This is a genomic window from Tropicimonas omnivorans, from assembly GCF_031846565.1.
Classification (GTDB): domain Bacteria; phylum Pseudomonadota; class Alphaproteobacteria; order Rhodobacterales; family Rhodobacteraceae; genus Tropicimonas_B; species Tropicimonas_B omnivorans.
In genome coordinates, this window is record NZ_JAVRHL010000003.1 from 501,068 (window position 1) to 521,218 (window position 20,151).

A 20,151-nucleotide genomic window follows, 5' to 3' on the forward strand; every position below is an offset into this window, starting at 1 on the left:
ACCGGGTTCGCCTCGTCGTGAGTGAGACCGGCGCCACCATCCTCGGCTGCGCAGGCCAGCAGCTCTCGAAAGCGGAGGCCGCCTTTTTCCGGGAGGCGGCTCCCTGGGGCTTCATCCTCTTTTCCCGAAATGTGGGCGACGCAGAGCAGCTCCGTGCGCTCTGCGGCGACCTGAGGGAGGCGGTGGGGCGCGAGGCGCCGATCCTGATCGATCAGGAGGGCGGGCGCGTCCACCGTCTTGCGCCGCCGCTCGGCCGGGCCTGGCCTGCGCCACTCGATCATGCCGAGGCGGCGTCGGACGCGGCCCGCGCACTGTTCCTGCGCTATCGCCTCATCGCCGCCGAGCTTCGGGATGTCGGGATCGACGCCAATTGCGCGCCGATGGCCGACGTGGCCGAAGAGGCCACGCATCTTTTCCTGAAGAACCGGTGCTACGGCGTCGAGCCGGGCGTCGTGGCGCGTCGGGCGCGGGCTGTCGCCGAGGGGCTGATGGCGGGCGGCGTCCTGCCGGTTCTCAAGCACGTTCCGGGCCACGGCCGCGCGCGGGCGGACAGCCACCTGGAACTGCCCGTCGTCCGGGCGAGCAAGGACGAGCTGGAAGCGCGGGACTTTGCCGCCTTCCGCCCGCTCGGGGACCTGCCGCTCGCGATGACGGCGCATATCGTCTATTCCGCCTTCGACGCGGATCGTCCTGCGACCACCTCGCCCCGCATGATCCGCCATATCCGCGACGGGATCGGGATCGAGGGCCTTCTGATGACCGACGACATTTCCATGCAGGCGCTGCACGGGCCGATGGTAGCGCGGGCCGAGGACAGCATCGCGGCGGGCTGCGACGTGGTCCTGCATTGCAATGGCGAAATGGCGGAGATGGAGCAGGTTGTGGCCGGCTCCGGCACCCTCTGGGGAGCGGCAGCGCGGCGGGCCGATGCGGCGATTGCCGCCAGGCGCGCGCCGGAGGATCTGGACATCGCCGAGGCGGAGGAGGAACTCCGCGCGCTCGGCGGGATGGCCGGCGATGGCTGAGACGCCCGTGCGCCTCGTCGGCGGCCGTGACGTCGAGGCCGCTCGCGAGGACGCCGCAGGCGACGCGGACGAGGCGCAGAGCGTCGCCGAGCGCGTCGCAGCCGAGGCGCTCATCGTCGACGTGGACGGGTTCGAGGGCCCGCTTGACGTCCTGCTCATGCTCGGCCGGACGCAGAAAGTCGATCTGCGCAAGGTCTCGGTGCTGCAACTCGCACGCCAGTATCTCGCCTTCGTCGAGGAAGCCAAGCGCCTCAGGATCGAGCTGGCCGCGGACTATCTCGTGATGGCCGCCTGGCTCGCCTTTCTCAAGTCGCACCTGCTTCTGCCGCCCGATCCTAAGGCCGAGGAGCCGTCCGGCGAGGATCTCGCGGCGCATCTCGCCTTTCAGCTCGAGCGCCTGCAGGCGATGCGGGACGCCGCCGCCCGCCTCATGGGGCGGGACCGCAAGGGGCAGGACTTTTTCGCGCGCGGCGTGCCAGAAACCGTGGAGCGCGTTCGCAACGTCCGGTACACGGCGAGCCTGATGGACCTGATGCGCGCCTATGCCCGGATCCGCACCCGGGACGAGTTCCGGCCCTATGTCATGGACCGCGAAAGCGTCTACACGATGGAAGAGGCGCTGGACCGGCTAAGGGGCCTCGTGGGCTTCGCGGGCGAGTGGACGGACCTTCTGTCCTACCTTCCGGACGGCTGGGAGAGCGAGCCCGCCCGGCGCCGCTCCGCCACGGCGGCGACGTTTGCCGCGTCGCTGGAACTGGCGAAGGCGGGACGGATCTCCCTGCGGCAGACGGAGACGTTCGCCCCCATTCAGATCAGACGGTCGGAGGGCCACGATGAGCGATGAAATGCTGGAAGAGGAGCTGTTCGAGGCACCGGCCGAGGCCGAGCAGGACCGCATGGTCGAGGCCGTTCTCTTCGCCTCCGCCGAGCCGGTGACCGTTGCCGAGTTGAACGCCCGTCTGCCCCATGGCTCGGACAGCGCCGCCGCGCTTCGGCGGCTGCGGGAGCTCTACGAGGGGCGGGGCGTCCATCTCGTCCGTGTGGGGGAGGCCTGGGCCCTGCGGACGGCGCCGGATCTGGGGTTTCTGATGCGGCGCGAAACGACGGATACCCGCAAGCTCTCCCGCGCGGCGATCGAGACGCTGGCGATCGTCGCCTACCACCAGCCGGTGACGCGGGCGGAGATCGAGGAGATCCGCGGCGTGTCCGTCTCCCGCGGAACCGTGGACCAGCTCATGGAACTGGAATGGATCCGGTTCGGGAAGCGGCGCGAGACACCGGGCCGACCCGTGACCTATGTTGTCACGACGGAGTTTCTGGATCATTTCGGGCTGGAGAGTTCCAGGGATCTTCCAGGCCTCAAGGAGCTGCGCGCCGCGGGGCTTCTGGACAGTCGTCCGATGCCGGGCGGCGCGGACGATGAGTCGGGCAAGGACGCGGGACAATCCGAGATGTTCGAGCAGGGAGAGCAGACATGAGCATCGTCAACATGATCGTCCGTACGCTGATCCGTCAGGGCGTGAATCAGGGTGTCCGCCACGGGATCCGAAAGATGGGCAAGGGGTCCGAACGCCCGAACGCGGACATGACCCCCGAGGAGCGCGCGCAGGCGCAGCGCCGGAAGCAGCAACAAAAATCGGTGGGCAAGGGGGCGCAGCAGGCGATGCGCGTCTTCAGGCGCTTCGGCCGCTTCTGACCCTATCGATATGACCGACCTGACAGCCAGCCTCGTGGCGCGCCTGCGCACGCCGCGCGTTGCCGTTTCAGCCTTCTTTTTGCTCAATGGGGGGCTGTTCGGGATCTGGGCCTCCCGCGTGCCGGCATTCGTGGCGCGGCACGAGCTCAGTCCCTCAATCCTTGGCCTTTTGCTACTGTGCATGGGAATCGGGGCGATCCTGTCCTTTCCCGTTGCCGGGCGCGCCTCCGACTCCATCGGTGCCGTTCCCGTGTCCCGCTGGCTCGGCGCGATGTATGTCGCCGCCCTTCTGGCTCTTCCGCTGATGCCGAACGTCTGGACGCTCGGCCTTGTCCTTCTGGTCTTCGGGGCGGGCCATGGCGGGCTCGACGTCTCGATGAACGCCTTTGCCGCGGAGGTGGAGCGGCGGGCGCGCCGGCCGATGATGTCCTCCTTCCATGCGCTCTGGTCGGTCGGGGCAGGGCTCGGCGCGGCGTCCGGCTACGGCGCCGTCGAGATGGGCCTCGGGCCCGGTTCGCATTTCTGGATCGCGGGCCTCGCCCTCGCCGTCCTCTGCCTCTCGATGTCGTTCGTGCCATGGGAGGCAGAGGCCGTCCGCTCACAGAAGGGAACGCCGCTTTTCGTCTTTCCGACCGGCCCGCTCTTCGCCGTCGGCCTGATCGCGCTCGCAGGTTCCGTCGGCGAGGGCGCGATGGCGGATTGGAGCGCGGTCTATCTCGTGGAAAGTGCGGGGGCAGGCGAGGGCGTCGCGGCGCTCGGCTACGCGACCTATTCGGTGGTGATGGTGACGCTTCGCCTCTTCGGGGATCGCATCACGGCAATGCTCGGGGCGGTGCGTGCCGCTCGCCTGTCCGGGATCGCGGCGCTCTGTGGCGCGCTCCTGACCGTGTCGTCGTCGAGCGTGGCCCCGATCCTTGCCGGCTTCGCGCTTCTGGGCGTGGGCTATGCCGTCGTGGTGCCGCTGGTCTATTCCCGCGCGGCGAACGATCCCGAGGTTTCCCCCGGGCGGGGCCTCGCGGCAGTGGCGACGCTGGGCTATGGCGCGATGCTCATGGGGCCGCCGCTTCTCGGCGCCATTGCGGGGCTGACATCGCTGCGCGTGGCGCTCGGTCTCCTGGCCGTGCTGGCGCTGCTGATGATCGGCTTGGCGGGGCGGCTGTCGCCGACCCGGTGAGGTCTCAGGCCGGCCGGAAGTGCTTGGAAAGCTTCAGGCCCTGGCCCTGGTAGTTCGACGCGATGCCGGAGCCGTAGAGCGTCCGTGGCGGCTCTGTCATGCGTTCGTAGATCAGTCGCCCGACGACTTGACCGTGCTCGAGCGCGAAGGGGCTCTCGTGGCAGCGGACCTCGAGCACGCCGCGCGCGCCGGCGCCGCCAGCGGCGGCATGACCGAAGCCCGGATCGAAGAAGCCGGCATAATGCACGCGGAATTCGCCCACCATGGCGATGTAGGGTGCCATCTCCGCGGCGTAGCCGGGCGGAATGTGCACCGCCTCGCGGGAGACGAGGATATAGAAGGCGCCCGGATCGAGGATGATCCCGCCTCGATCGGAGCGGACCGGTTCCCAGAAGTCCGAGGCGTCGTAGGCGCCCGTCCGGGACAGGTCGATCACCCCGGCATGGGGCTTGGCGCGCCAGCCGGAAATCTCGCCTGCCTCCGGAGAAAGGTCGACCGAGAAGGCTAGGCCCTCGTCGATGGTCGCCTCGCCGGTCACGAGACGGTCGGACGCATGAAGGGCGCGCAAAGCGTCGTCACCCAGCTTTGCCTCGCCGCGCCGGAAGCGGATCTGGTTGAGGCGAAGTCCGGGCGTTGCGAGGACGGAGAAGGAGCGGGGACAGATCTCGGCGTAGAGCGGACCGGTATAGTCTTCGGGCACCCGGTCGAACTCGGTGCCGCTATCGGCGATGGTTCGGGTGAGAAGGTCGAGACGGCCGGTCGAGCTCTTCGCGTTGGTGACGGCGGACAGGCCGGGGGGAAGGGACAGGCTCTCCATCAGGGGAACGACGTAGACGCATCCCTTCTCCAGGATCGCGCCGCCGGTCAGGTCCATCTCGTGCATGGTGAAGTCGGCCAGCCGCTCCGCGACGCTGCGTCCGCGTCCGGGCAGGAAGGACGCGCGGACGCGAAAGGCGCGGGTTCCGAGGCGCAGATCAAGGCTGGCGGGCTGGATCTGACCGTCCGCGAAAGGCTCCGGCGCGCGGATCTCGTGGCGCGCCGCCATCGCCTCGATGGCCTGTGCCGGCAGGACGCCCGTGCCGCCAGAGATCGTCATGCGCCGCCTCCCCCGAAAGCGAAACGCCCGCCGCCTTGCGGCGCGGGCGTTCGAATTGGTCGGGCTAGCAGGACTCGAACCTGCGACCTTCCGTCCCCCAGACGGACGCGCTACCAGGCTGCGCCATAGCCCGACGCCGAGCCGTGATAGCGATTTTGCCGGGGAGCGCAAGCGTGAATTCCGGTGGGTCCTGCGCCTTTCCGCGGCGTGATGGGGCGTCGCTCCACCGCATGGAAATCCTCGGGAGGAGCCGAGGGGCAGGGCGGTTTGCCCGTTTCACTTTTCTGCAAATACCCCGGGGTCCGGGGCAGCGCCCCGGCGGGTGGCCATCCCGCGCCGCACTGCGAGGGAGGGGCGAAGCTCGCGAGGAGGGAAGGTGGCGTCCGGCCAATCGTCGTGGCGGGCGGCAATCGCGGAGCGATAGAGGCGCTCGTAGGCGCCCGTCATCGCCGCCGCGGTAAAGCGCTCCTCGACGCGGGCGCGGCAGGCGGCGCGGTCGATCCCGGCGGCGGCCTTCATGGCGGAGGCGAGGGCGGCGGGATCGTCCGGAGGGGCAAAGGTGCCGCAGGGGCCGAGAACCTCGCGCATGGCGCCCATATCCGTTGCGGCGACCGGTGTGCCGCAAGCGAGGGATTCGATGGCCGTCAGGCCGAAGGGCTCGTCCCAGAGAGGTGTGGCGAGGCACACCGAGGCGCGGCCGATCCTCCGCGCGAGATCCGCGCCGCTCAGGTGGCCGCCATAGTGCACGGCGTCTCCGAGACGGGGGCGGATGGCGCTCTCGAAGTAGTCCGGGTCCTCGATCGCGCCGAAGAGGGTGAGCGGGATGCGCGCGATGCGGGCGGCCTCGGCCGCGAGATGGGGGCCCTTGTTGGGCGCGATGCGGCCGAACCAGACTGCGGTGCCGTCTCCTTCAGGGGAGTAGGGCCAGTCCGCGGGATCGATCCCGTTCGGGACCACATGCGCCCAGTCCGGCATTCCGTCCGGCCAGTAGCGCCCCGACTGGACCTCCGAGGTGATCGTGAAGGGGGCGAAGGGCGCGCCCGAATCCCTGGCGACGCGATCCAGCGGGTTGAAGGGCGGCACGTGGAGCGAGGTCACCATCGGGTGACGCGTGACACGCGCCCAGCGGGGCGGGTAGCGATGCAGGCCGTTGTTGTGGACGACGTCGAAGCTGCCGGCCCCGATCTGAACCAGCGCAGCGGCATGGGCGTCATCCAGCCACGCGTTCAGGCGGTCCGTGCCGTGGTGGTCGCGCCAGGGCAGGACGGCATCGTAATGGACGTCACAGATCGCCGAGAGGGGCAGAGCGGGGTCGCTGTCCCCCGAGGCGAAGAGGGTCACATCGTGGCCGCGTGCGATGAGTGCGCGGCACAGGTGCCAGGAATGGGCCTCCATGCCGCCCATGAAGGGCGGAGCGATGGGATGGCGCAGATGTGCAAGAAGGGCGATGCGCAGGGGGCGTGCGTCGCCCGGTCCGGCACTTTGCTCTGTCATCGGGGTGTTCATGGCGGATCCTCGTCCCTCTTGCGGATGCGAACGGCCATGGGGAAGGCGGGTTCCGCCCCGGGGGATCCGGGCCCGGGCCGCATCCGGCGAAGTCGGGCACAAAGCGTTTGCATCGGAAACCGGGTATGCTATCGGGATGCGCACCCTGACACCTTCGGGTTTCGGGGAAGTAGATATTGACGACCGCCCGCGCTCACGGGTACGGCGCCAGAGACCCGCCCTCGCGGCGGACGGACCATCCCAGGGGCAGATGTCCCGCCTGATACGAGGAAATGACATGAGCGACGACATCGCGGATCGCGTGCGCAAGATCGTGGTCGAGCACCTGAGCGTGGAAGAAGAGAAGGTGACCGAGAGCGCCTCCTTCATCGACGACCTTGGCGCCGACAGCCTCGACACTGTCGAGCTTGTCATGGCGTTCGAGGAAGAGTTCGGCATCGAGATTCCGGACGACGCCGCCGAGACGATCCAGACCTTCGGCGATGCCGTGCGCTTCATCAAGGAAGCCCAGTAAGATCAGGCCGGCCCTTCGGGGCCTCCGGCTGCAATTGGCGGCGCTCCTCCGGGGGCGCCGTTTTTCGTTTCCGCGCTTCGCTTACGTCGCTCCCCGCCACCCCGGTGACGCGGCGATGCGCAGGGGTGGCGGAACCCTCGCGGCGCCGGCTCGTTCCACCGTCAAGACTTGCCTGTGGAAGGAGTACCGCAATGCCCGTGAAGGGACTGAACGACAACGCCATCAAGACCGCCATCGAGACGCTTCAGACGAGCCTCACCGAGGTCATCGCTCTCAAGCTCGCGCTCAAGCAGGCGCACTGGAACATGAAGGGCCCGCAGTTCATCGGCGTGCACGAGCTGCTCGATGCCATCTACGACCGGACCCACGAATCCTCCGACACCATCGCCGAGCGGATCCAGATTCTCGGCGGCGTCGCGAAGGGTACGCTGGAGACGACGGCCGAAGGCGTCGGCATGACGCCGTATCCGACGGATCTCGTGGATGTGCTCGACCATGTCGAGGCTCTGTCGGATCGCTTCTCCTATGTGGGCGGTGTGATCCGCGAGGGGATCGACACCTGCTCCGAAGCGGGCGAGGACGATTCCGAGGATCTGCTGACCGAGGTGTCCCGCCAGATCGACAAGGACATGTGGTTCATCGAAGCGCATATCAAACGCCCCTGATTCCCGGGGCACGATCACGTCCGGCGGCGGACCGCCGCCGGGCCTTGCCGATCACGGCCCCTGTCCTGTATTCGGATCACCGATAAAGACCGAGAGGGGCAGAGCTTATGCGGCGAGTAGTTGTGACGGGACTGGGCATGGTGACCCCCCTGGCCTGCGGCGTCGAGGAGACGTGGACGCGGCTTCTCAAGGGGCAGTCCGGAGCGGGCCCGATCACCCGGTTCGACGCCAGCCATCTCGCGACGACCTACGCCTGCGAAATTCCCCATGGCGACGGCTCGGACGGCTCCTTCAACCCCGATGACTGGATGTCCTCCAAGGAGCGTCGGAAGGTCGACGATTTCATCCTTTACGGCATGGCGGCGGCGCAGCAGGCGGTCGAGGCGTCCGGTTGGACCCCCGAGACCGACGAGGACCGGGAGCGCACCGGCGTGATGATCGGATCCGGTATCGGCGGCCTGAATTCGATTGCCGACACGGCGGTCCTGATCAAGGAGAAGGGCGCGCGGCGCGTCTCCCCGTTCTTCATCCCGGGCGCTCTGATCAACCTCATCAGCGGCCAGGTCTCCATACGGTACGGGTTCAAGGGCCCGAACCATGCGGTCGTGACTGCTTGTTCGACCGGTGCGCATGCCATCGGCGACGCGGCGCGGCTGATCATGCTCGGCGATGCCGACGTGATGGTGGCCGGCGGCGCGGAAAGCCCCATCAGCGAGATCGGGATCGCCGGCTTCAACGCCTGCAAGGCGCTTTCCACCAAGCGGGCGGACGAGCCCGAGAAGGCCAGCCGCCCCTATGATGCGGGCCGTGACGGCTTCGTGATGGGCGAGGGGGCGGGTGTCGTGGTGCTCGAGGAATACGAGCATGCCAAGGCTCGGGGCGCGACGATCCATGCCGAGATCCTGGGCTACGGCATGTCGGGCGATGCCTACCATATCACCGCGCCGTCCGAGACCGGGGACGGGGCGGAGCGGTCCATGCGGGCGGCGCTGCGAAGCGCTGGCCTAGAGCCCTCCGCCATCAACTACATCAACGCTCACGGCACCAGTACCATGGCTGACGTGATCGAGCTCGGCGCGGTCGAACGGATGCTTGGCGATGCGGCGGGGGCGACTTCCATGTCCTCCACGAAAAGCGCCATCGGCCATCTTCTCGGGGCCGCGGGCGCCGTGGAGGCGATCTTCTGCATCCTTGCGATCCGGGACGGCATCGCGCCGCCGACGATCAACCTCGAAACGCCCGCCGTCGAAAGCGCCATCGACCTCGTCCCCAATGAGGCGCGGACGCGGACGATCGACACTGTCCTGTCCAACAGCTTCGGCTTCGGCGGGACCAATGCCAGCCTCGTGATGGGACGCGCGAGCTGATGAGCAGAGCCATCGCCTCCAATGCTTTGACGATCTTCGTCATCCTGCTGCTCGCCGTTGCGGGCGCCATCGCCTGGGCGAAATCCTCCTGGACCTCCGAGGGGCCGCTGACCCAGGCGATTTGCGTCGAGGTGCCCCCGGGTTCCTCCATGCTGCGTGTCAGCAACAACCTGGCGGAGCAGGGCGCGGTGGCGAGCGCATCGCTGTTCCGGATGGGTGCGAACTATACCGAACGGTCAGGCCTTCTGAAGGCCGGCAGCTTCCTGATCGAGCCGGGCGCCTCGATGGAGCAGATCGCCATGGCGGTGACGGAGAGCGGGCGGTCGACCTGCGGCACGGAGATCAACTTCCGGATCGGCGTGTTGGAAGCGGACATGATCGTGCGCGAACTCGACCCCGAGACGCAGCGCTACGAGGAAGTCGCCGACTTCATCCCCGGGGCCGAAGGCGTCGAGACGCCGGCGGAATATACCGAGGCGGCGAATGCCACCGGCACGCGGTTCCGGGTGACGGTGGCCGAAGGGGCGACGAGCTGGCAGGTGATCGACGCGCTGAAGCGAGCCGATTTCCTGGGCGGGGAGAGCGGAGACGTGCCGCCGGAAGGCTCGCTCGCTCCGTACAGCTACGAGGTTCAGCCGGGAACCGATCGCGGTGAACTCGTGGCGTCGATGCAGGCGCGTCAGGCGACGATCCTCGAAGAGTTGTGGCAGGAGCGGGTGGACGGCCTTCCGCTCGAGACGCCGGAAGAGGCGATGATCCTCGCGTCGATCATCGAGAAGGAAACCGGCGTGCCCGAAGAGCGGCGCCAGGTGGCGAGCGTGTTCGTCAACCGGCTCGAGCGGGGGATGCGCTTGCAGACCGACCCGACCGTGATCTACGGGATCACGGAGGGCGAGGGCGCGCTTGGGCGCGGACTTCGCCGGAGCGAACTGGACCGGGCGACGCCTTACAACACCTACGTGATCGAAGGGCTGCCACCGACGCCGATCGCCAATCCGGGCCGCGAAAGCATCGCGGCGGCGCTGGACCCGGCGAGCACCGATTACGTGTTCTTCGTCGCCGACGGTACCGGCGGGCACGCCTTTGCGGAGACGCTGGCCGAGCACAACGAGAACGTGGCGCGCTGGCGGCAGGTCGAGGCCGAGCGGACGGCGAACTGATCCCGGGTTCGCGGGCGATCACGGGGGGCACCGTACGGTGCCCCCGTGCACACGTTCAGATTGTGCTTGACTTTGCGAACGCCCTTAGGTAGAACAAAGGCAAGCTGGAAGACATGGGCAAGCGGCAGACCGGAAACGGTCTCGCCGCTTTTTTCGTTGTTGCACACGTCCTCCGGCGCTTTCAAAAGGGGAGCTTTCTCATTGGATATCGACGAGGGGACCGGCGGATCGGAAGATCCGGCCGAAGAACTCGCTCGTGCGTCGATCCGGTTCAGGAGCCATGCGAAGGAACTGACGGAGATCGTTCGCGAAATCGACGCGGGGAATACGGATCGCGCACGCCGGCTCGGCAGCGCGATCGCCGAGATCAGGCGGGCTGCCGGATTGCTGGATGAACTGGCGCGATACACGGCGGCGAAAGATACTCGAAGCAAGGGTGGCATGAATGAAGCGACCTGCGGAACAGTCGACCTCGCGGACGTCAGAGAGGAGATCGGGCGCCGCCTGGATCGCCTCAAAGGAGAGCGCCCTGGAAGCGGCGTTTCTAGAGAGCCTGAGCGATGAGGCAGTCTGCGGACTGCCGTGGGTCTTCGAATTCTGGGCACATGAGCATCAGTTGCCGCCACCGGGGGACTGGAAAACATGGGTCATTCTCGGAGGCCGGGGGGCGGGAAAGACGCGGGCGGGCGCGGAATGGGTGCGCGCTCAGGTCGAGGGGGCGGAGCCCCAAACGCCGGGGCGATGCCGGCGCATCGCGCTGATCGGTGAAACCTTCGACCAGGTCCGGGATGTCATGGTGTTGGGCGAGAGCGGGATATTCGCGTGTTCGCCGCATGACCGGGAGCCGGTCTGGGAGGCTGGGCGGCGACGTCTCGTCTGGCCAAACGGCGCGACGGCGACGGCCTATTCGGCGCATGACCCCGAAGCGTTGCGGGGGCCGCAATTCGACGGGGCCTGGGTGGACGAGCTCGCGAAGTGGAAGCGCGCCGAGGAAGCCTGGGACATGCTGCAATTCGCGCTTCGGCTGGGGGAGGATCCTCGGCAATGCGTGACCACGACACCGCGAAGCGTCCCGGTCCTGCGGGACATTCTGAAACGCGACTCGACCGTGTTGACCCACGCACCGACCTCGGCGAACGCGGCGTACCTTGCAAGTTCCTTCATGGCGGAGATCGAGCGGCGTTACGCAGGCACGCGGCTCGGCCGTCAGGAGCTTGACGGGCAGCTTCTTGAGGAGGTGGAAGGGGCGCTCTGGTCGCATGCGGGGCTCGACGCGGCGCGGATGTCGAAGGCGCCCGATCTCGACCGGATCGTTGTTGCGGTGGATCCCCCGGCGGGCAGCGGGCCGGGGTCCGATGCCTGCGGGATCATCGTCGCCGGCGTCCAGATGCAGGGTCCGCCGCAGACGTGGCGCGCCTTCGTGCTGGAGGATTGCACGGTCAAGGGCAAGACGCCCACCGGCTGGGCCGTCGCCGCCATCGCGGCGTTCCGCCGCCATTGCGCCGACAGGCTGGTGGCGGAGGTGAACCAGGGCGGGGACATGGTGAGAACCGTGATGCACGGGATCGATCCGCTGCTGCCGTTCCGGGCCGTTCACGCCAGCCGTGGCAAGAGCGCGAGAGCCGAACCGGTCGCGGCGCTCTACGAGCAGGGGCGCGTGTACCATGTCGGACAGTTCACGGAGCTCGAGGACCAGATGGCGCGGATGTCGGTCGAGGGCTGGGAGGGCAGTGGCAGCCCGGACCGGCTCGATGCGCTGGTCTGGGCGATCCACGAGCTTTTGATCCGGCCGGCGTCCGACCGGTCGAGGCCACTCATCCGCACGCTGTGAGCGACCCTCAAGCCAAGGAGCGATATATGATCTGGGACAGGATCCGGCGGCGCGGGGCGCGGCCGGTCGAATACAAGGCGTCCGCTGCCTCGCGGGCGGCCCGGTGGCCGCTCGGGGCGGTCGGCGGGGCGGCCTGGACGCCGCGGGACGTGCCGGCGCTGACGCGGGCGGGCTTTCTCGGAAATCCCATCGCATTCCGCGCGGTGAAGCTGATCGCGGAAGCGGCGGCGGCGGTGCCGGTCCTGTGCCAGGACGCGGAGCGGCGCTATGAGACGCACCCGATGCTCGACCTGATGCGGCGCCCGAATGCCGGGCAGGGCGGGGCCGAGCTTCTGGAGGCGCTCTACGGGCAATTGCTGCTGACCGGGAACGCATATGTCGAGGCGGTGCCGGGGGCGGACGAGGCGACGTTGCCGCTCGAGCTGCATGTGTTGCGGTCCGACCGGATGAGCGTGGTGCCCGGGACGACGGGGTGGCCGGAGGCCTTCGACTACCGCGTCGGCAGCAGGACGCACCGCTTCGAGTGGACATCGGACGCGCCGCGGCCCGTCTGCCATATCCGGAGTTTCCACCCGCAGGACGATCATTACGGATTGTCGCCGCTCAGGGCCGCGGCGACGGCGCTCGATGTGCATAACGCGGCCTCGGCCTGGTCGAAGGGGCTCCTCGACAACGCGGCGCGCCCTTCGGGTGCCATCGTCTATCGCGGCGAGGAGGGACATGGGCATCTGACGCAGGACCAATACGAGCGCCTGCAGACGGAGCTCGAGGCGCATCACCAGGGCGCGAGGAATGCCGGTCGGCCGATGCTGCTCGAGGGCGGTCTCGACTGGCGCCCGATGGGGTTCAGCCCGTCCGACATGGAGTTCCAGCGCACGAAGGAGGCGGCGGCGCGGGAGATCGCAACGGCGTTCGGCGTGCCGCCGATGATGCTCGGGATCCCGGGGGAGGCGACCTACGCCAATTACCAAGAGGCCAACAGGGCCTTCTTCCGGCTCACGGTGCTCCCGCTGGCGGGGCGGGTTCTGGCGGGGGTGTCGGACTGGCTGACCGAATGGGCGGGGGAGCCGGCCCAGCTTCGGCCCGACCCAGACGGGATCCCGGCGCTTTCGGCCGAGCGGGAGGCTCAGTGGCGGCGGATCGGCGAGGCGGACTTCCTCACGGATGCAGAGAAGCGGGTTCTGCTGGGATTGCCCGCAGAGCCGGGCGCGGCGGCCACATGAGCGGAGGGGAGACGCGAATGGAAGCGGACGACGGGACGGATGGCATCGCGCTGGAGCGCAAGTTCTGCGCGGTCGGCGACAGGCCGGTGATTGGCGAGGGGCTGCGGATCTCGGGGTATGCGTCGCTGTTCGGGCGGCAGGACCGGGGCGGTGACCGGGTGGCCGAGGGCGCGTTCGCCAAGGGGCTCGCGGCGCTGGAGCGAAGCGGGCGGCGGGTGAAGATGCTCTGGCAGCACGACCCGGCGCAGCCCATCGGTGTCTGGGAGATGGTGCGGGAGGATGCGACGGGGCTTCTCGTTCAGGGACGGCTCCTGCCGGACGTGGCACGGGCGCGGGAAGCGGCTGCGCTGCTTTCGGCGGGGGCGATCGAGGGCCTTTCCATCGGATACCGCACGACACGGGCGGAGCGCGATGCGGACGGCGTACGGGTCCTGCGCGAGATCGATCTCTGGGAGGTGTCGCTGGTGACGTTCCCGATGCAGATCGAAGCGCGGATCGCGGCGGCGGCGGGGGCCGATACCCTCAAGACCGGGCGCTCGGCCCCGGAGCGCGGGAACGAGCTGGCGCGGGCCTTCGAGACGGCGCGGCGGCGGCTTGCCGCGATCAACGGAGCCTGACCCCGAACGACGCGGGGCGGACCAACTGACAGCAGCGAAAAGGACGAGCGATGAGCGAGACCGAGGCACGAGCCACGGGCGGGAAAGGTGCGCCCGACGGGGACATCCGGCCCGCAATGGATGGATTTCTGCGCGAAGTCGGGCGGTTTCGCGCCGACATCACCCGAAAACTGAACAAACAGGACGAGCGACTTACCATGCTGGACCGCAAGACCCTTTCCGCCACAGCGCGCCACGCCCTCGAGACGACGCGGGACGATGCCGCGCCCCACCGCAAGGCGCTCGATACCTACCTGCGCAACGGCGACGATGACGGCCTTCGCGGGCTGGAGCTGGAGGGCAAGTCGATGACGACGACGGTGGCGGCCGATGGCGGCTACCTCGTCGATCCCGACACGGCGGAGCGGATCTCGACCGTTCTGCGCTCCTCGGCGTCGATCCGAAGCGTGGCGACGGTGGCACAGGTGGAGGCGGGCAGTTTCGACGTGCTCGTGGATCACGGCGAGCTGGGGTCGGGCTGGGGCAGCGAGACCGCGGCGCCGAGCGACAGTGATACGCCGCAGATCGAGAAGATCGCGATCGCGCTGCACGAGCTGTCGGCGATGCCGAAGGCCAGTCAGCGGCTCCTCGATGACAGCGCCTTCGATATCGACGGCTGGCTGGCGGACCGGATCGCGCAGCGGTTCGCGCGGGCCGAGGCTGCGGCGTTCGTCCTCGGAGACGGCCTCGACATGCCGCGGGGGTTCCTGACGCATCCGATCTCGGAGGACGTCGATCCGGGCTGGGGGCAGATCGGCAGCGTGGCCTCGGGCGCCGAGGGCGATTTTGCCGAGGCCGATCCGCTGATCGATCTCGTCTACGCACTCGGAGCCGACTACCGGGCGAACGGCGTCTTCGTGATGAACTCCCGAACGGCGGGCGCCGTGCGCAAGCTGAAGGATGCGGACGGGCGGTTTCTCTGGAGCGACGGCCTGGCCGAGGGGGAGCCTGCGCGGCTCCTCGGGTACCGGGTGGTGATCGCCGAGGACATGCCGGACATCGCGCCCGGCGCCGCGGCCCTCGCCTTCGGCGATTTCGGTGCCGGCTATACCATCGCCGAACGGCCGGACCTGCGGGTGCTCCGCGATCCGTTCTCCGCCAAGCCGTATGTCCTGTTCTACGCGACCAAGCGGATCGGCGGGGATGTCACGGATTTCAGCGCGATCAAGGTCATGCGGTTCTCCGCAAGCTGAACCGAAGCCGGGCGGCGGGTCGGGGGACCGGGCGCCGCCCCTTCATCATGACGACGTCGCGGCGGCCAAGGAGGATACCCCGATGCTGACCGAACTGAGCGCGTGTCCCGCGTCGGCCCTGCCGGTGGCCGAACTTAATGCGCATCTCCGCCTGGGACGGGGATTTTCCGATGATGGCGCGGAGACCCCGCTTCTGGAGACGATCCTGCGCGCGGCGATGGCCGCCGTCGAGGCAGGCACCGGGCTATCGCTTCTCGCGCGCAGTTTCCTCTGGGCTCCCGAGAGATGGCCCGGCGGTGCGAGCGTCGATCTGCCGATCGCACCGGTCGGGGCGGTGACGCAGATCACCTACACGAACCGGGTGGGGGGGGAGATCCCACTGGCACAGGACCGCTGGCGGTTGGCCCCGGATTGGCGGCGACCGCGGCTGTTGGCGACGGATCGGCCGTTTCCGTCCACGCCGCAGGGCGGGACGGTCATGGTACATCTCACGGCAGGTTTCGGGGACGACTGGGAGAGCGTTCCAGCGGACCTGGCGCAGGCGGTCCTGATCCAGGCGGCGAAGTTCTACGAGTATCGCACCGGCGAGGCGAAGGGGCCGCCTGCGGATATCTCCGTCCTTCTCGGTCCGTGGCGCCAGGTGCGGCTCGGGGGGCGGCGGCTATGACAATGCCAAGGCTGAATCGCTCCCTCGTGCTCGAGGCCCGGGAGCGCGTGCCGGACGGGCATGGCGGCGTCCGGAGCGGGTGGAGAGCGCTCGGCTCGCTCTGGGGTCAGCTCAAGGCCGGGGCCGCGCGGGAGACCGGTCTCGGCGGGTTGCCGGGCACGCGGGTGCAATGGCGGATCACGGTCCGTGGCTCGCCCGAGGGCAGCCTTGCCCGTCCGGTGGCGGGGCAGCGCTTCGCCATGGGGGCGCGTAGGTTTCGCATCGTCGCCGTGGCCGAAGCGGACGTCGAGGGCCGGTATCTTCTGTGCCACGCGAGCGAGGAGGAGGTACGCACATGAGCTACGCCCTGGGACTTGAGGTCCAGAGCGCGATCTTCGGTCTCCTGACGGCCGACGCCACACTCGTGGCGCTTGTCGGTGGCGACATCTTCGACGCGGCGCCGCCGGGCGCCGTGCCGCCGCTCTACGTCACGCTCGGCGAGGAGAGCGTACGGGCGGCGGGGGACAGCGGCGGGGCGGGGGCGTTGCACCGGGTGAGCCTCCGGGTCGTCTCCGTCACGGCGGGGTTCGCCGCGGCCAAGGAGGCGGCGGCTGCGATCTCGGTCGCCCTCGACGGAGCGCGACCCACTCTGGCGGGCGGCCGGGTCGTGAGCCTGCGCTTCGCCCGCGCCATCGCGAAGCGTCAGCGGGGCGGCGAGGGCCGCACGATCGACCTGCGCTTCGACATCCGCGTCGATGCAGACGCGTGAATTCAGACAATTATCGGGAGAGGCATCATGGCCGCACAATCGGGCAGGGACCTGCTGATCAAGCTAGACCTGACGGGAACCGGGCAGTTCCAGACCATCGCCGGCCTGCGGGCGAGCCGTCTGTCGTTCAACGCCGAGACCGTGGACGTCACGTCGCTGGAGAGTCAGGGGGGCTGGCGAGAGCTCCTGGCGGGGGCCGGCGTCAGAAGCGCGTCGATCAGCGGATCGGGGGTGTTCCGCGATGCCGATACCGACGAGCGGGCGCGGCAGATTTTCTTCGACGGGGCGACCCCGGACTTCCAGGTGGTGATCCCGTCCTTCGGAATCATCGAGGGGGCGTTCCAGATCGCCGCCATCGAGTATGCCGGCTCGCATGACGGGGAGGCCACGTTCGAGTTGTCGCTGGCCTCTGCGGGGCGGCTGTCCTTCACGGCGCTCGCCTGATGACCAATCCGTGGGCCGGGGAGGTCGAGGTGGTGCTCGACGGGGTCGCGCACCGCGCGAAGCTGACGCTCGGAGCGCTGGCGGAGTTGGAAGCGGAGCTGCAGACGGAAACGCTGGTGGACCTGGTCGAGCGCTTCGAGGCAAGCCGCTTTTCCGCGGCGGACGTCCTTGCGCTGATCGTGGCCGGACTGCGCGGTGGCGGCTGGGAGGGAAGCGCGGCCGATCTCGTGCGGGCAGAGATCCGGGGGGGACCGGTGGAGGCCGCGCGGCTCGCGGCGCAGCTTCTGGCGCGCGCCTTCGCGCCGCCGGAACGCTGATGGACTGGGCGGGCCTGATACGCCTCGGCCTTGGCGGGCTGGGGATGAGACCTGATGCGTTCTGGCGCCTCACCCCGGCGGAGCTTGCGTTGATGCTCGGCCTCGAGACGGAGGCTCCGCCACTCACGCGCGCGCGGCTGGCAGAGCTCGCCCGCGCCTATCCCGACAGTAACGATGGAGGCGGCGATGGGGACTGAGGAAACGGATGCGATCCGCGCCGAGATGGAGGCGCTCGAAGACCAGCTCGACGATGCCGGTACGATGGCGGCGGTCTTCGGCGCCGAACTCGAGCGCATGCAGGGAAGCCTCTCCGCGGCGACCGGGAGTGTCGGCGCGCTCGGCGGAGGGATCGACCGGGGGCTGAGGCGGGCCTTCAAGGACCTGACGCTGGACGGGGCGCGGCTGTCGGACACCTTGCGCGGCGTGGCGCAGTCGATCGCCGGCGCGACGTACACCGCGGCGATGAAACCGGTGACGAAGACCCTCGGCGGGGTCGTGGCGCAGCAGCTGGCCCGGATCGGCTCTGCGGCACCCTTTGCGAATGGCGGGGCGTTCTCGGCGGGGCGCGTCATGCCGTTCGCGAAGGGGGGCGTGGTGACGTCCCCGACGACATTCGCGATGCGCGGCGGGAGGGGGCTGATGGGCGAGGCGGGACCGGAGGCGATCATGCCGCTCACGCGCGGCGCGGATGGGCGGTTCGGCGTCTCGGCGGGCGGCGGGGGGCGACCGGTCAACGTGGTCGTGAACGTCCGGACGCCGGACGTGGCCGGCTTCCAGCGCAGCCAGGGACAGATCGCGGCGCAGATGGGCCGGGCGCTCGCACGCGGTCAGCGCAATCGCTGAAGGAGGCGACATGAAGGATTTTCACGACATACGCTTCCCGACAACTCTTTCCTTCGGTTCGGTGGGCGGGCCGGAGCGGCGGACGGAGATCGCGGCGCTGGTGAACGGTTTCGAGGAGCGCAACACGCCCTGGGCCCATTCGCGGCGGCGCTACGATGCGGGGCTGGCCTTGCGCTCCCTCGACGATATCGCGCGCCTGATCTCGTTCTTCGAGGCGCGGCGCGGGCAACTCATCGGCTTTCGCTGGAAGGACTGGTCCGACTTCACGTCCTGCGCGCCGTCCGGGGACGTCGACTTCGAGGACCAGATCATCGGCGAAGGGGACGGGGTCCGGCGGGAGTTCTCCCTGTCGAAGACCTACCGTTCGGGGGATGCGGAGTACGTTCGCCCGATCCTGAAGCCGGTGGACGGAACCGTGCGCGCGGGCCTCGAGGGGGACGAGCTGCTGGAAGGGGTCCACTGGGAACTCGATGCCGCGCGCGGGGTCCTCACCTTCGCCGATCCGCCCGATATCGGGGTCCGCGTCACGGCGGGGTTCGAGTTCGACGTGCCGGTGCGGTTCGACACGGACCGGATCGAGGTGTCCGTCGCGAGCTTCCAGGCAGGCGAGGTTCCGAACGTCCCTGTCGTCGAGGTTCGGCTGTGAGCGGAGGGCGGGAGACGCTGGCGGCGCGGATGAAGGCGGGCGGGAGTACCGTGTGCCGTGCCTGGGCGATCCTCCGGGGGGATGGCGTGACCCTGGGCTTCACCGATCACGATGCACCACTCGAATTCGGCGGAGCGGTCTTCCGGGCGGATGCGGGGCTGTCGGCGCGGGCGGTGGCTCAGTCCACCGGACTGTCGGTGGACAACACGGAGGCGGCGGGCCTTCTGTCCGCGGACGCGATCACGGAGGAGGATATCCTCGCCGGGCGATACGATGGCGCCGAAGTCATGGAGTGGATGGTGGACTGGACCGAGCCCGCTGCCAGGAAAGTGGTGTTCGCGGGGAGCCTCGGGGAGGTCGTCAGGGACGGAGGGGCGTTCCGAGCGGATCTCAGGGGGCGGACGGAGGCGTTGAACCGGCCGGTCGGGCGCGTCTACCAGACCGGGTGCGCGGCGGTGCTGGGGGATGCGTCCTGCGGGGTCGATCTGGATGCGCCCGGACTTTCGGTCGAGGCCGAGATCACGGCGGTCGAGGCAGGCCGGATCTTCTGGATCGCGGGCGCCGAGGGCCATGCACGGCGGTGGTTCGAGAGGGGCCGCGCGCAGATCCTGTCGGGGCGCGCCACAGGGCTTGTCGGAGCGATCAAGGAGGACCGGTCCGAAGGGATCCTCAGGCGGATCGAGCTCTGGGAGGAGATCCGGGCCAGGGTCGTGCCGGGGGATCGGCTGAGGATCGAGGCGGGATGCGACAAGCGCGATACGACCTGCATCGCCAAGTTCGACAATTTCGTCAATTACCGCGGCTTTCCTCATGGCCCGGGCGAGGACTGGATGACTTCCTATCCAAAGCGCAAGGGCGGGAACCATGGGGGGAGCCGCGCCGGGCGAAGGATCGCAGAGAACATCAAGGCGACGTTCGAGGCTGCCAAGGACCGGTATTGATGCGGCCCGAGGCCGTGGCGATCGCGAGATGCTGGATCGGGACACCCTATCGCCATGCCGCGTCGGTGCAGGGGCACGGAACGGACTGTCTCGGGCTCGTGCGAGGGATCTGGCGCACGCTCTACGGAGACGAGCCGGGCGGGGTGCCGCCCTATACGCTCGACTGGGGGGAGCCGCAGGGCGACGAGCGGATGTGGGCTGCGGCGCGGCGACTGATGCCGGAACGCCCCCGAGGGGAGGCCACCGAGGCCGGTGACATACTGCTCTTCCGGATGCGGCAGGGCGGGATCGCCAAGCATCTGGGGGTGGCTGCCGAAACGGGCGCCCGGCCCAGCTTCATTCATGCATTCCAGGGTCACGCGGTGGTGGAATCCCCGCTGACGCGCCCCTGGGCCCGCCGCATCGTGGCGCGGTTCATCCTGCCCTGAGGACGAGAGAA

26 protein-coding genes and 1 tRNA gene are annotated in these 20,151 nt (G+C 69.0%); 24 read left to right on the forward strand and 3 right to left on the reverse strand.

From position 1 onward, the window contains the following. Positions 1-17 precede the first annotated feature (17 nt). From RM543_RS12955 to RM543_RS12975, 5 genes are read left to right on the forward strand one after another with little or no spacing between them, the layout of a single operon-like run. Entirely contained in the window at positions 18-1,025 is a 1,008-nt protein-coding gene (locus tag RM543_RS12955) for a glycoside hydrolase family 3 N-terminal domain-containing protein (protein ID WP_311692300.1), read from the forward strand. Beyond that, positions 1,018-1,869 carry a segregation and condensation protein A gene (locus RM543_RS12960; protein WP_311692301.1) on the forward strand — a complete coding sequence of 284 codons (852 nt, stop codon included), beginning with the start codon at positions 1,018-1,020 and terminating at the stop codon, positions 1,867-1,869. The genes RM543_RS12955 and RM543_RS12960 overlap by 8 nt, the downstream gene beginning before the upstream one ends. Then, the gene (gene scpB, locus RM543_RS12965) at positions 1,859-2,503 is read left to right on the forward strand and encodes an SMC-Scp complex subunit ScpB (protein WP_311692303.1); all 645 of its coding nucleotides are present in this window, start codon (positions 1,859-1,861) and stop codon (positions 2,501-2,503) included. The genes RM543_RS12960 and scpB overlap by 11 nt, the downstream gene beginning before the upstream one ends. After that, entirely contained in the window at positions 2,500-2,721 is a 222-nt protein-coding gene (locus RM543_RS12970) for a hypothetical protein (protein ID WP_311692305.1), read from the forward strand. Before scpB ends, RM543_RS12970 begins: the two co-directional genes overlap by 4 nt. A gap of 10 nt (positions 2,722-2,731) precedes the next feature. Continuing rightward, a complete protein-coding gene (locus RM543_RS12975) occupies positions 2,732-3,895 on the forward strand; it encodes an MFS transporter (RefSeq protein WP_311692306.1) in 1,164 nt (387 codons plus the stop codon). 4 nt (positions 3,896-3,899) lie between these two features. Here the strand turns inward: RM543_RS12975 and RM543_RS12980 are convergent, their stop codons facing one another. From RM543_RS12980 to RM543_RS12990, 3 genes are all read right to left on the reverse strand, one after another. Beyond that, positions 3,900-4,991, reverse strand: coding sequence for a 2'-deoxycytidine 5'-triphosphate deaminase (locus tag RM543_RS12980; protein WP_311692307.1), 1,092 nt, complete (start codon positions 4,989-4,991; stop codon positions 3,900-3,902). Positions 4,992-5,047: 56 nt separating this feature from the next. Then, positions 5,048-5,124: transfer RNA gene (locus tag RM543_RS12985), tRNA-Pro, on the reverse strand. Between the two features lie 143 nt (positions 5,125-5,267). Further along, entirely contained in the window at positions 5,268-6,485 is a 1,218-nt protein-coding gene (locus tag RM543_RS12990; protein WP_311692308.1) for a glycosyltransferase, read from the reverse strand. A gap of 289 nt (positions 6,486-6,774) precedes the next feature. Between RM543_RS12990 and RM543_RS12995 the strand changes: the two genes are divergently transcribed. From RM543_RS12995 to RM543_RS13085, 19 genes are all read left to right on the forward strand, one after another. Next, positions 6,775-7,011 carry an acyl carrier protein gene (locus RM543_RS12995; RefSeq protein WP_116084133.1) on the forward strand — a complete coding sequence of 79 codons (237 nt, stop codon included), beginning with the start codon at positions 6,775-6,777 and terminating at the stop codon, positions 7,009-7,011. Positions 7,012-7,202: 191 nt separating this feature from the next. After that, entirely contained in the window at positions 7,203-7,676 is a 474-nt protein-coding gene (gene dps, locus RM543_RS13000) for a DNA starvation/stationary phase protection protein Dps (RefSeq protein WP_311692311.1), read from the forward strand. 107 nt (positions 7,677-7,783) lie between these two features. Further along, a complete protein-coding gene (gene fabF / locus RM543_RS13005; protein WP_311692313.1) occupies positions 7,784-9,043 on the forward strand; it encodes a beta-ketoacyl-ACP synthase II in 1,260 nt (419 codons plus the stop codon). Next, entirely contained in the window at positions 9,043-10,203 is a 1,161-nt protein-coding gene (gene mltG / locus RM543_RS13010) for an endolytic transglycosylase MltG (RefSeq protein ID WP_311692315.1), read from the forward strand. Before fabF ends, mltG begins: the two co-directional genes overlap by 1 nt. A 201-nt stretch (positions 10,204-10,404) precedes the next feature. Then, entirely contained in the window at positions 10,405-10,767 is a 363-nt protein-coding gene (locus tag RM543_RS13015) for a hypothetical protein (RefSeq protein WP_311692317.1), read from the forward strand. Continuing rightward, positions 10,649-12,034, forward strand: coding sequence for a DNA-packaging protein (locus RM543_RS13020; protein ID WP_311692319.1), 1,386 nt, complete (start codon positions 10,649-10,651; stop codon positions 12,032-12,034). Before RM543_RS13015 ends, RM543_RS13020 begins: the two co-directional genes overlap by 119 nt. Positions 12,035-12,060: 26 nt before the next feature. Continuing rightward, complete coding sequence (locus RM543_RS13025) at positions 12,061-13,257, forward strand: phage portal protein (protein ID WP_311692321.1); 1,197 nt, start codon at positions 12,061-12,063, stop codon at positions 13,255-13,257. Between the two features lie 17 nt (positions 13,258-13,274). Further along, positions 13,275-13,874, forward strand: coding sequence for an HK97 family phage prohead protease (locus RM543_RS13030; protein WP_311692323.1), 600 nt, complete (start codon positions 13,275-13,277; stop codon positions 13,872-13,874). A gap of 50 nt (positions 13,875-13,924) precedes the next feature. Next, a complete protein-coding gene (locus tag RM543_RS13035) occupies positions 13,925-15,106 on the forward strand; it encodes a phage major capsid protein (protein ID WP_311692325.1) in 1,182 nt (393 codons plus the stop codon). An 82-nt stretch (positions 15,107-15,188) separates the two neighbouring features. Beyond that, a complete protein-coding gene (locus RM543_RS13040; protein ID WP_311692327.1) occupies positions 15,189-15,773 on the forward strand; it encodes a head-tail connector protein in 585 nt (194 codons plus the stop codon). Continuing rightward, positions 15,770-16,111, forward strand: a complete 342-nt coding sequence (locus RM543_RS13045) for a head-tail adaptor protein (protein WP_432280459.1) — start codon at positions 15,770-15,772, stop codon at positions 16,109-16,111. The genes RM543_RS13040 and RM543_RS13045 overlap by 4 nt, the downstream gene beginning before the upstream one ends. Then, positions 16,108-16,521, forward strand: a complete 414-nt coding sequence (locus tag RM543_RS13050) for a DUF3168 domain-containing protein (protein WP_311692331.1) — start codon at positions 16,108-16,110, stop codon at positions 16,519-16,521. Before RM543_RS13045 ends, RM543_RS13050 begins: the two co-directional genes overlap by 4 nt. A 27-nt stretch (positions 16,522-16,548) precedes the next feature. Next, the gene (locus RM543_RS13055) at positions 16,549-16,965 is read left to right on the forward strand and encodes a phage major tail protein, TP901-1 family (RefSeq protein WP_311692333.1); all 417 of its coding nucleotides are present in this window, start codon (positions 16,549-16,551) and stop codon (positions 16,963-16,965) included. Next, positions 16,965-17,282: a gene transfer agent family protein gene (locus RM543_RS13060; RefSeq protein WP_311692335.1), complete on the forward strand. Its 318-nt coding sequence runs from the start codon at positions 16,965-16,967 to the stop codon at positions 17,280-17,282. Before RM543_RS13055 ends, RM543_RS13060 begins: the two co-directional genes overlap by 1 nt. Beyond that, the gene (locus RM543_RS13065) at positions 17,282-17,479 is read left to right on the forward strand and encodes a rcc01693 family protein (RefSeq protein WP_311692337.1); all 198 of its coding nucleotides are present in this window, start codon (positions 17,282-17,284) and stop codon (positions 17,477-17,479) included. Before RM543_RS13060 ends, RM543_RS13065 begins: the two co-directional genes overlap by 1 nt. Then, positions 17,469-18,125, forward strand: coding sequence for a phage tail tape measure protein (locus RM543_RS13070; protein ID WP_311692339.1), 657 nt, complete (start codon positions 17,469-17,471; stop codon positions 18,123-18,125). Before RM543_RS13065 ends, RM543_RS13070 begins: the two co-directional genes overlap by 11 nt. Positions 18,126-18,135: 10 nt before the next feature. Further along, entirely contained in the window at positions 18,136-18,771 is a 636-nt protein-coding gene (locus tag RM543_RS13075) for a phage distal tail protein, Rcc01695 family (RefSeq protein ID WP_311692341.1), read from the forward strand. Beyond that, positions 18,768-19,712, forward strand: coding sequence for a DUF2163 domain-containing protein (locus tag RM543_RS13080; RefSeq protein WP_311692343.1), 945 nt, complete (start codon positions 18,768-18,770; stop codon positions 19,710-19,712). The genes RM543_RS13075 and RM543_RS13080 overlap by 4 nt, the downstream gene beginning before the upstream one ends. Continuing rightward, positions 19,712-20,140, forward strand: coding sequence for a C40 family peptidase (locus RM543_RS13085; protein ID WP_311692345.1), 429 nt, complete (start codon positions 19,712-19,714; stop codon positions 20,138-20,140). Before RM543_RS13080 ends, RM543_RS13085 begins: the two co-directional genes overlap by 1 nt. The last annotated feature ends 11 nt before the right edge of the window (positions 20,141-20,151 follow it).

What these genes read in the sequence shown, in the direction of transcription:
- RM543_RS13055 (WP_311692333.1), top strand. Translation starts at nt 16,549, where the DNA reads ATGGCCGCACAATCGGGCAGGGACCTGCTGATCAAGCTAGACCTGACG.
- fabF (WP_311692313.1), top strand. Translation starts at nt 7,784, where the DNA reads ATGCGGCGAGTAGTTGTGACGGGACTGGGCATGGTGACCCCCCTGGCC.
- RM543_RS13070 (WP_311692339.1), top strand. Translation starts at nt 17,469, where the DNA reads ATGGGGACTGAGGAAACGGATGCGATCCGCGCCGAGATGGAGGCGCTC.
- RM543_RS12995 (WP_116084133.1), top strand. Translation starts at nt 6,775, where the DNA reads ATGAGCGACGACATCGCGGATCGCGTGCGCAAGATCGTGGTCGAGCAC.
- RM543_RS13085 (WP_311692345.1), top strand. Translation starts at nt 19,712, where the DNA reads ATGCGGCCCGAGGCCGTGGCGATCGCGAGATGCTGGATCGGGACACCC.
- RM543_RS12975 (WP_311692306.1), top strand. Translation starts at nt 2,732, where the DNA reads ATGACCGACCTGACAGCCAGCCTCGTGGCGCGCCTGCGCACGCCGCGC.
- dps (WP_311692311.1), top strand. Translation starts at nt 7,203, where the DNA reads ATGCCCGTGAAGGGACTGAACGACAACGCCATCAAGACCGCCATCGAG.
- scpB (WP_311692303.1), top strand. Translation starts at nt 1,859, where the DNA reads ATGAGCGATGAAATGCTGGAAGAGGAGCTGTTCGAGGCACCGGCCGAG.
- RM543_RS12990 (WP_311692308.1), bottom strand. Translation starts at nt 6,485, where the DNA reads ATGACAGAGCAAAGTGCCGGACCGGGCGACGCACGCCCCCTGCGCATC.
- RM543_RS13040 (WP_311692327.1), top strand. Translation starts at nt 15,189, where the DNA reads ATGCTGACCGAACTGAGCGCGTGTCCCGCGTCGGCCCTGCCGGTGGCC.
- RM543_RS13065 (WP_311692337.1), top strand. Translation starts at nt 17,282, where the DNA reads ATGGACTGGGCGGGCCTGATACGCCTCGGCCTTGGCGGGCTGGGGATG.
- RM543_RS12960 (WP_311692301.1), top strand. Translation starts at nt 1,018, where the DNA reads ATGGCTGAGACGCCCGTGCGCCTCGTCGGCGGCCGTGACGTCGAGGCC.
- RM543_RS13060 (WP_311692335.1), top strand. Translation starts at nt 16,965, where the DNA reads ATGACCAATCCGTGGGCCGGGGAGGTCGAGGTGGTGCTCGACGGGGTC.
- RM543_RS12970 (WP_311692305.1), top strand. Translation starts at nt 2,500, where the DNA reads ATGAGCATCGTCAACATGATCGTCCGTACGCTGATCCGTCAGGGCGTG.
- mltG (WP_311692315.1), top strand. Translation starts at nt 9,043, where the DNA reads ATGAGCAGAGCCATCGCCTCCAATGCTTTGACGATCTTCGTCATCCTG.
- RM543_RS13045 (WP_432280459.1), top strand. Translation starts at nt 15,770, where the DNA reads ATGACAATGCCAAGGCTGAATCGCTCCCTCGTGCTCGAGGCCCGGGAG.
- RM543_RS13030 (WP_311692323.1), top strand. Translation starts at nt 13,275, where the DNA reads ATGGAAGCGGACGACGGGACGGATGGCATCGCGCTGGAGCGCAAGTTC.
- RM543_RS13035 (WP_311692325.1), top strand. Translation starts at nt 13,925, where the DNA reads ATGAGCGAGACCGAGGCACGAGCCACGGGCGGGAAAGGTGCGCCCGAC.
- RM543_RS13025 (WP_311692321.1), top strand. Translation starts at nt 12,061, where the DNA reads ATGATCTGGGACAGGATCCGGCGGCGCGGGGCGCGGCCGGTCGAATAC.
- RM543_RS13075 (WP_311692341.1), top strand. Translation starts at nt 18,136, where the DNA reads ATGAAGGATTTTCACGACATACGCTTCCCGACAACTCTTTCCTTCGGT.
- RM543_RS13050 (WP_311692331.1), top strand. Translation starts at nt 16,108, where the DNA reads ATGAGCTACGCCCTGGGACTTGAGGTCCAGAGCGCGATCTTCGGTCTC.
- RM543_RS12980 (WP_311692307.1), bottom strand. Translation starts at nt 4,991, where the DNA reads ATGACGATCTCTGGCGGCACGGGCGTCCTGCCGGCACAGGCCATCGAG.
- RM543_RS13020 (WP_311692319.1), top strand. Translation starts at nt 10,649, where the DNA reads ATGAAGCGACCTGCGGAACAGTCGACCTCGCGGACGTCAGAGAGGAGA.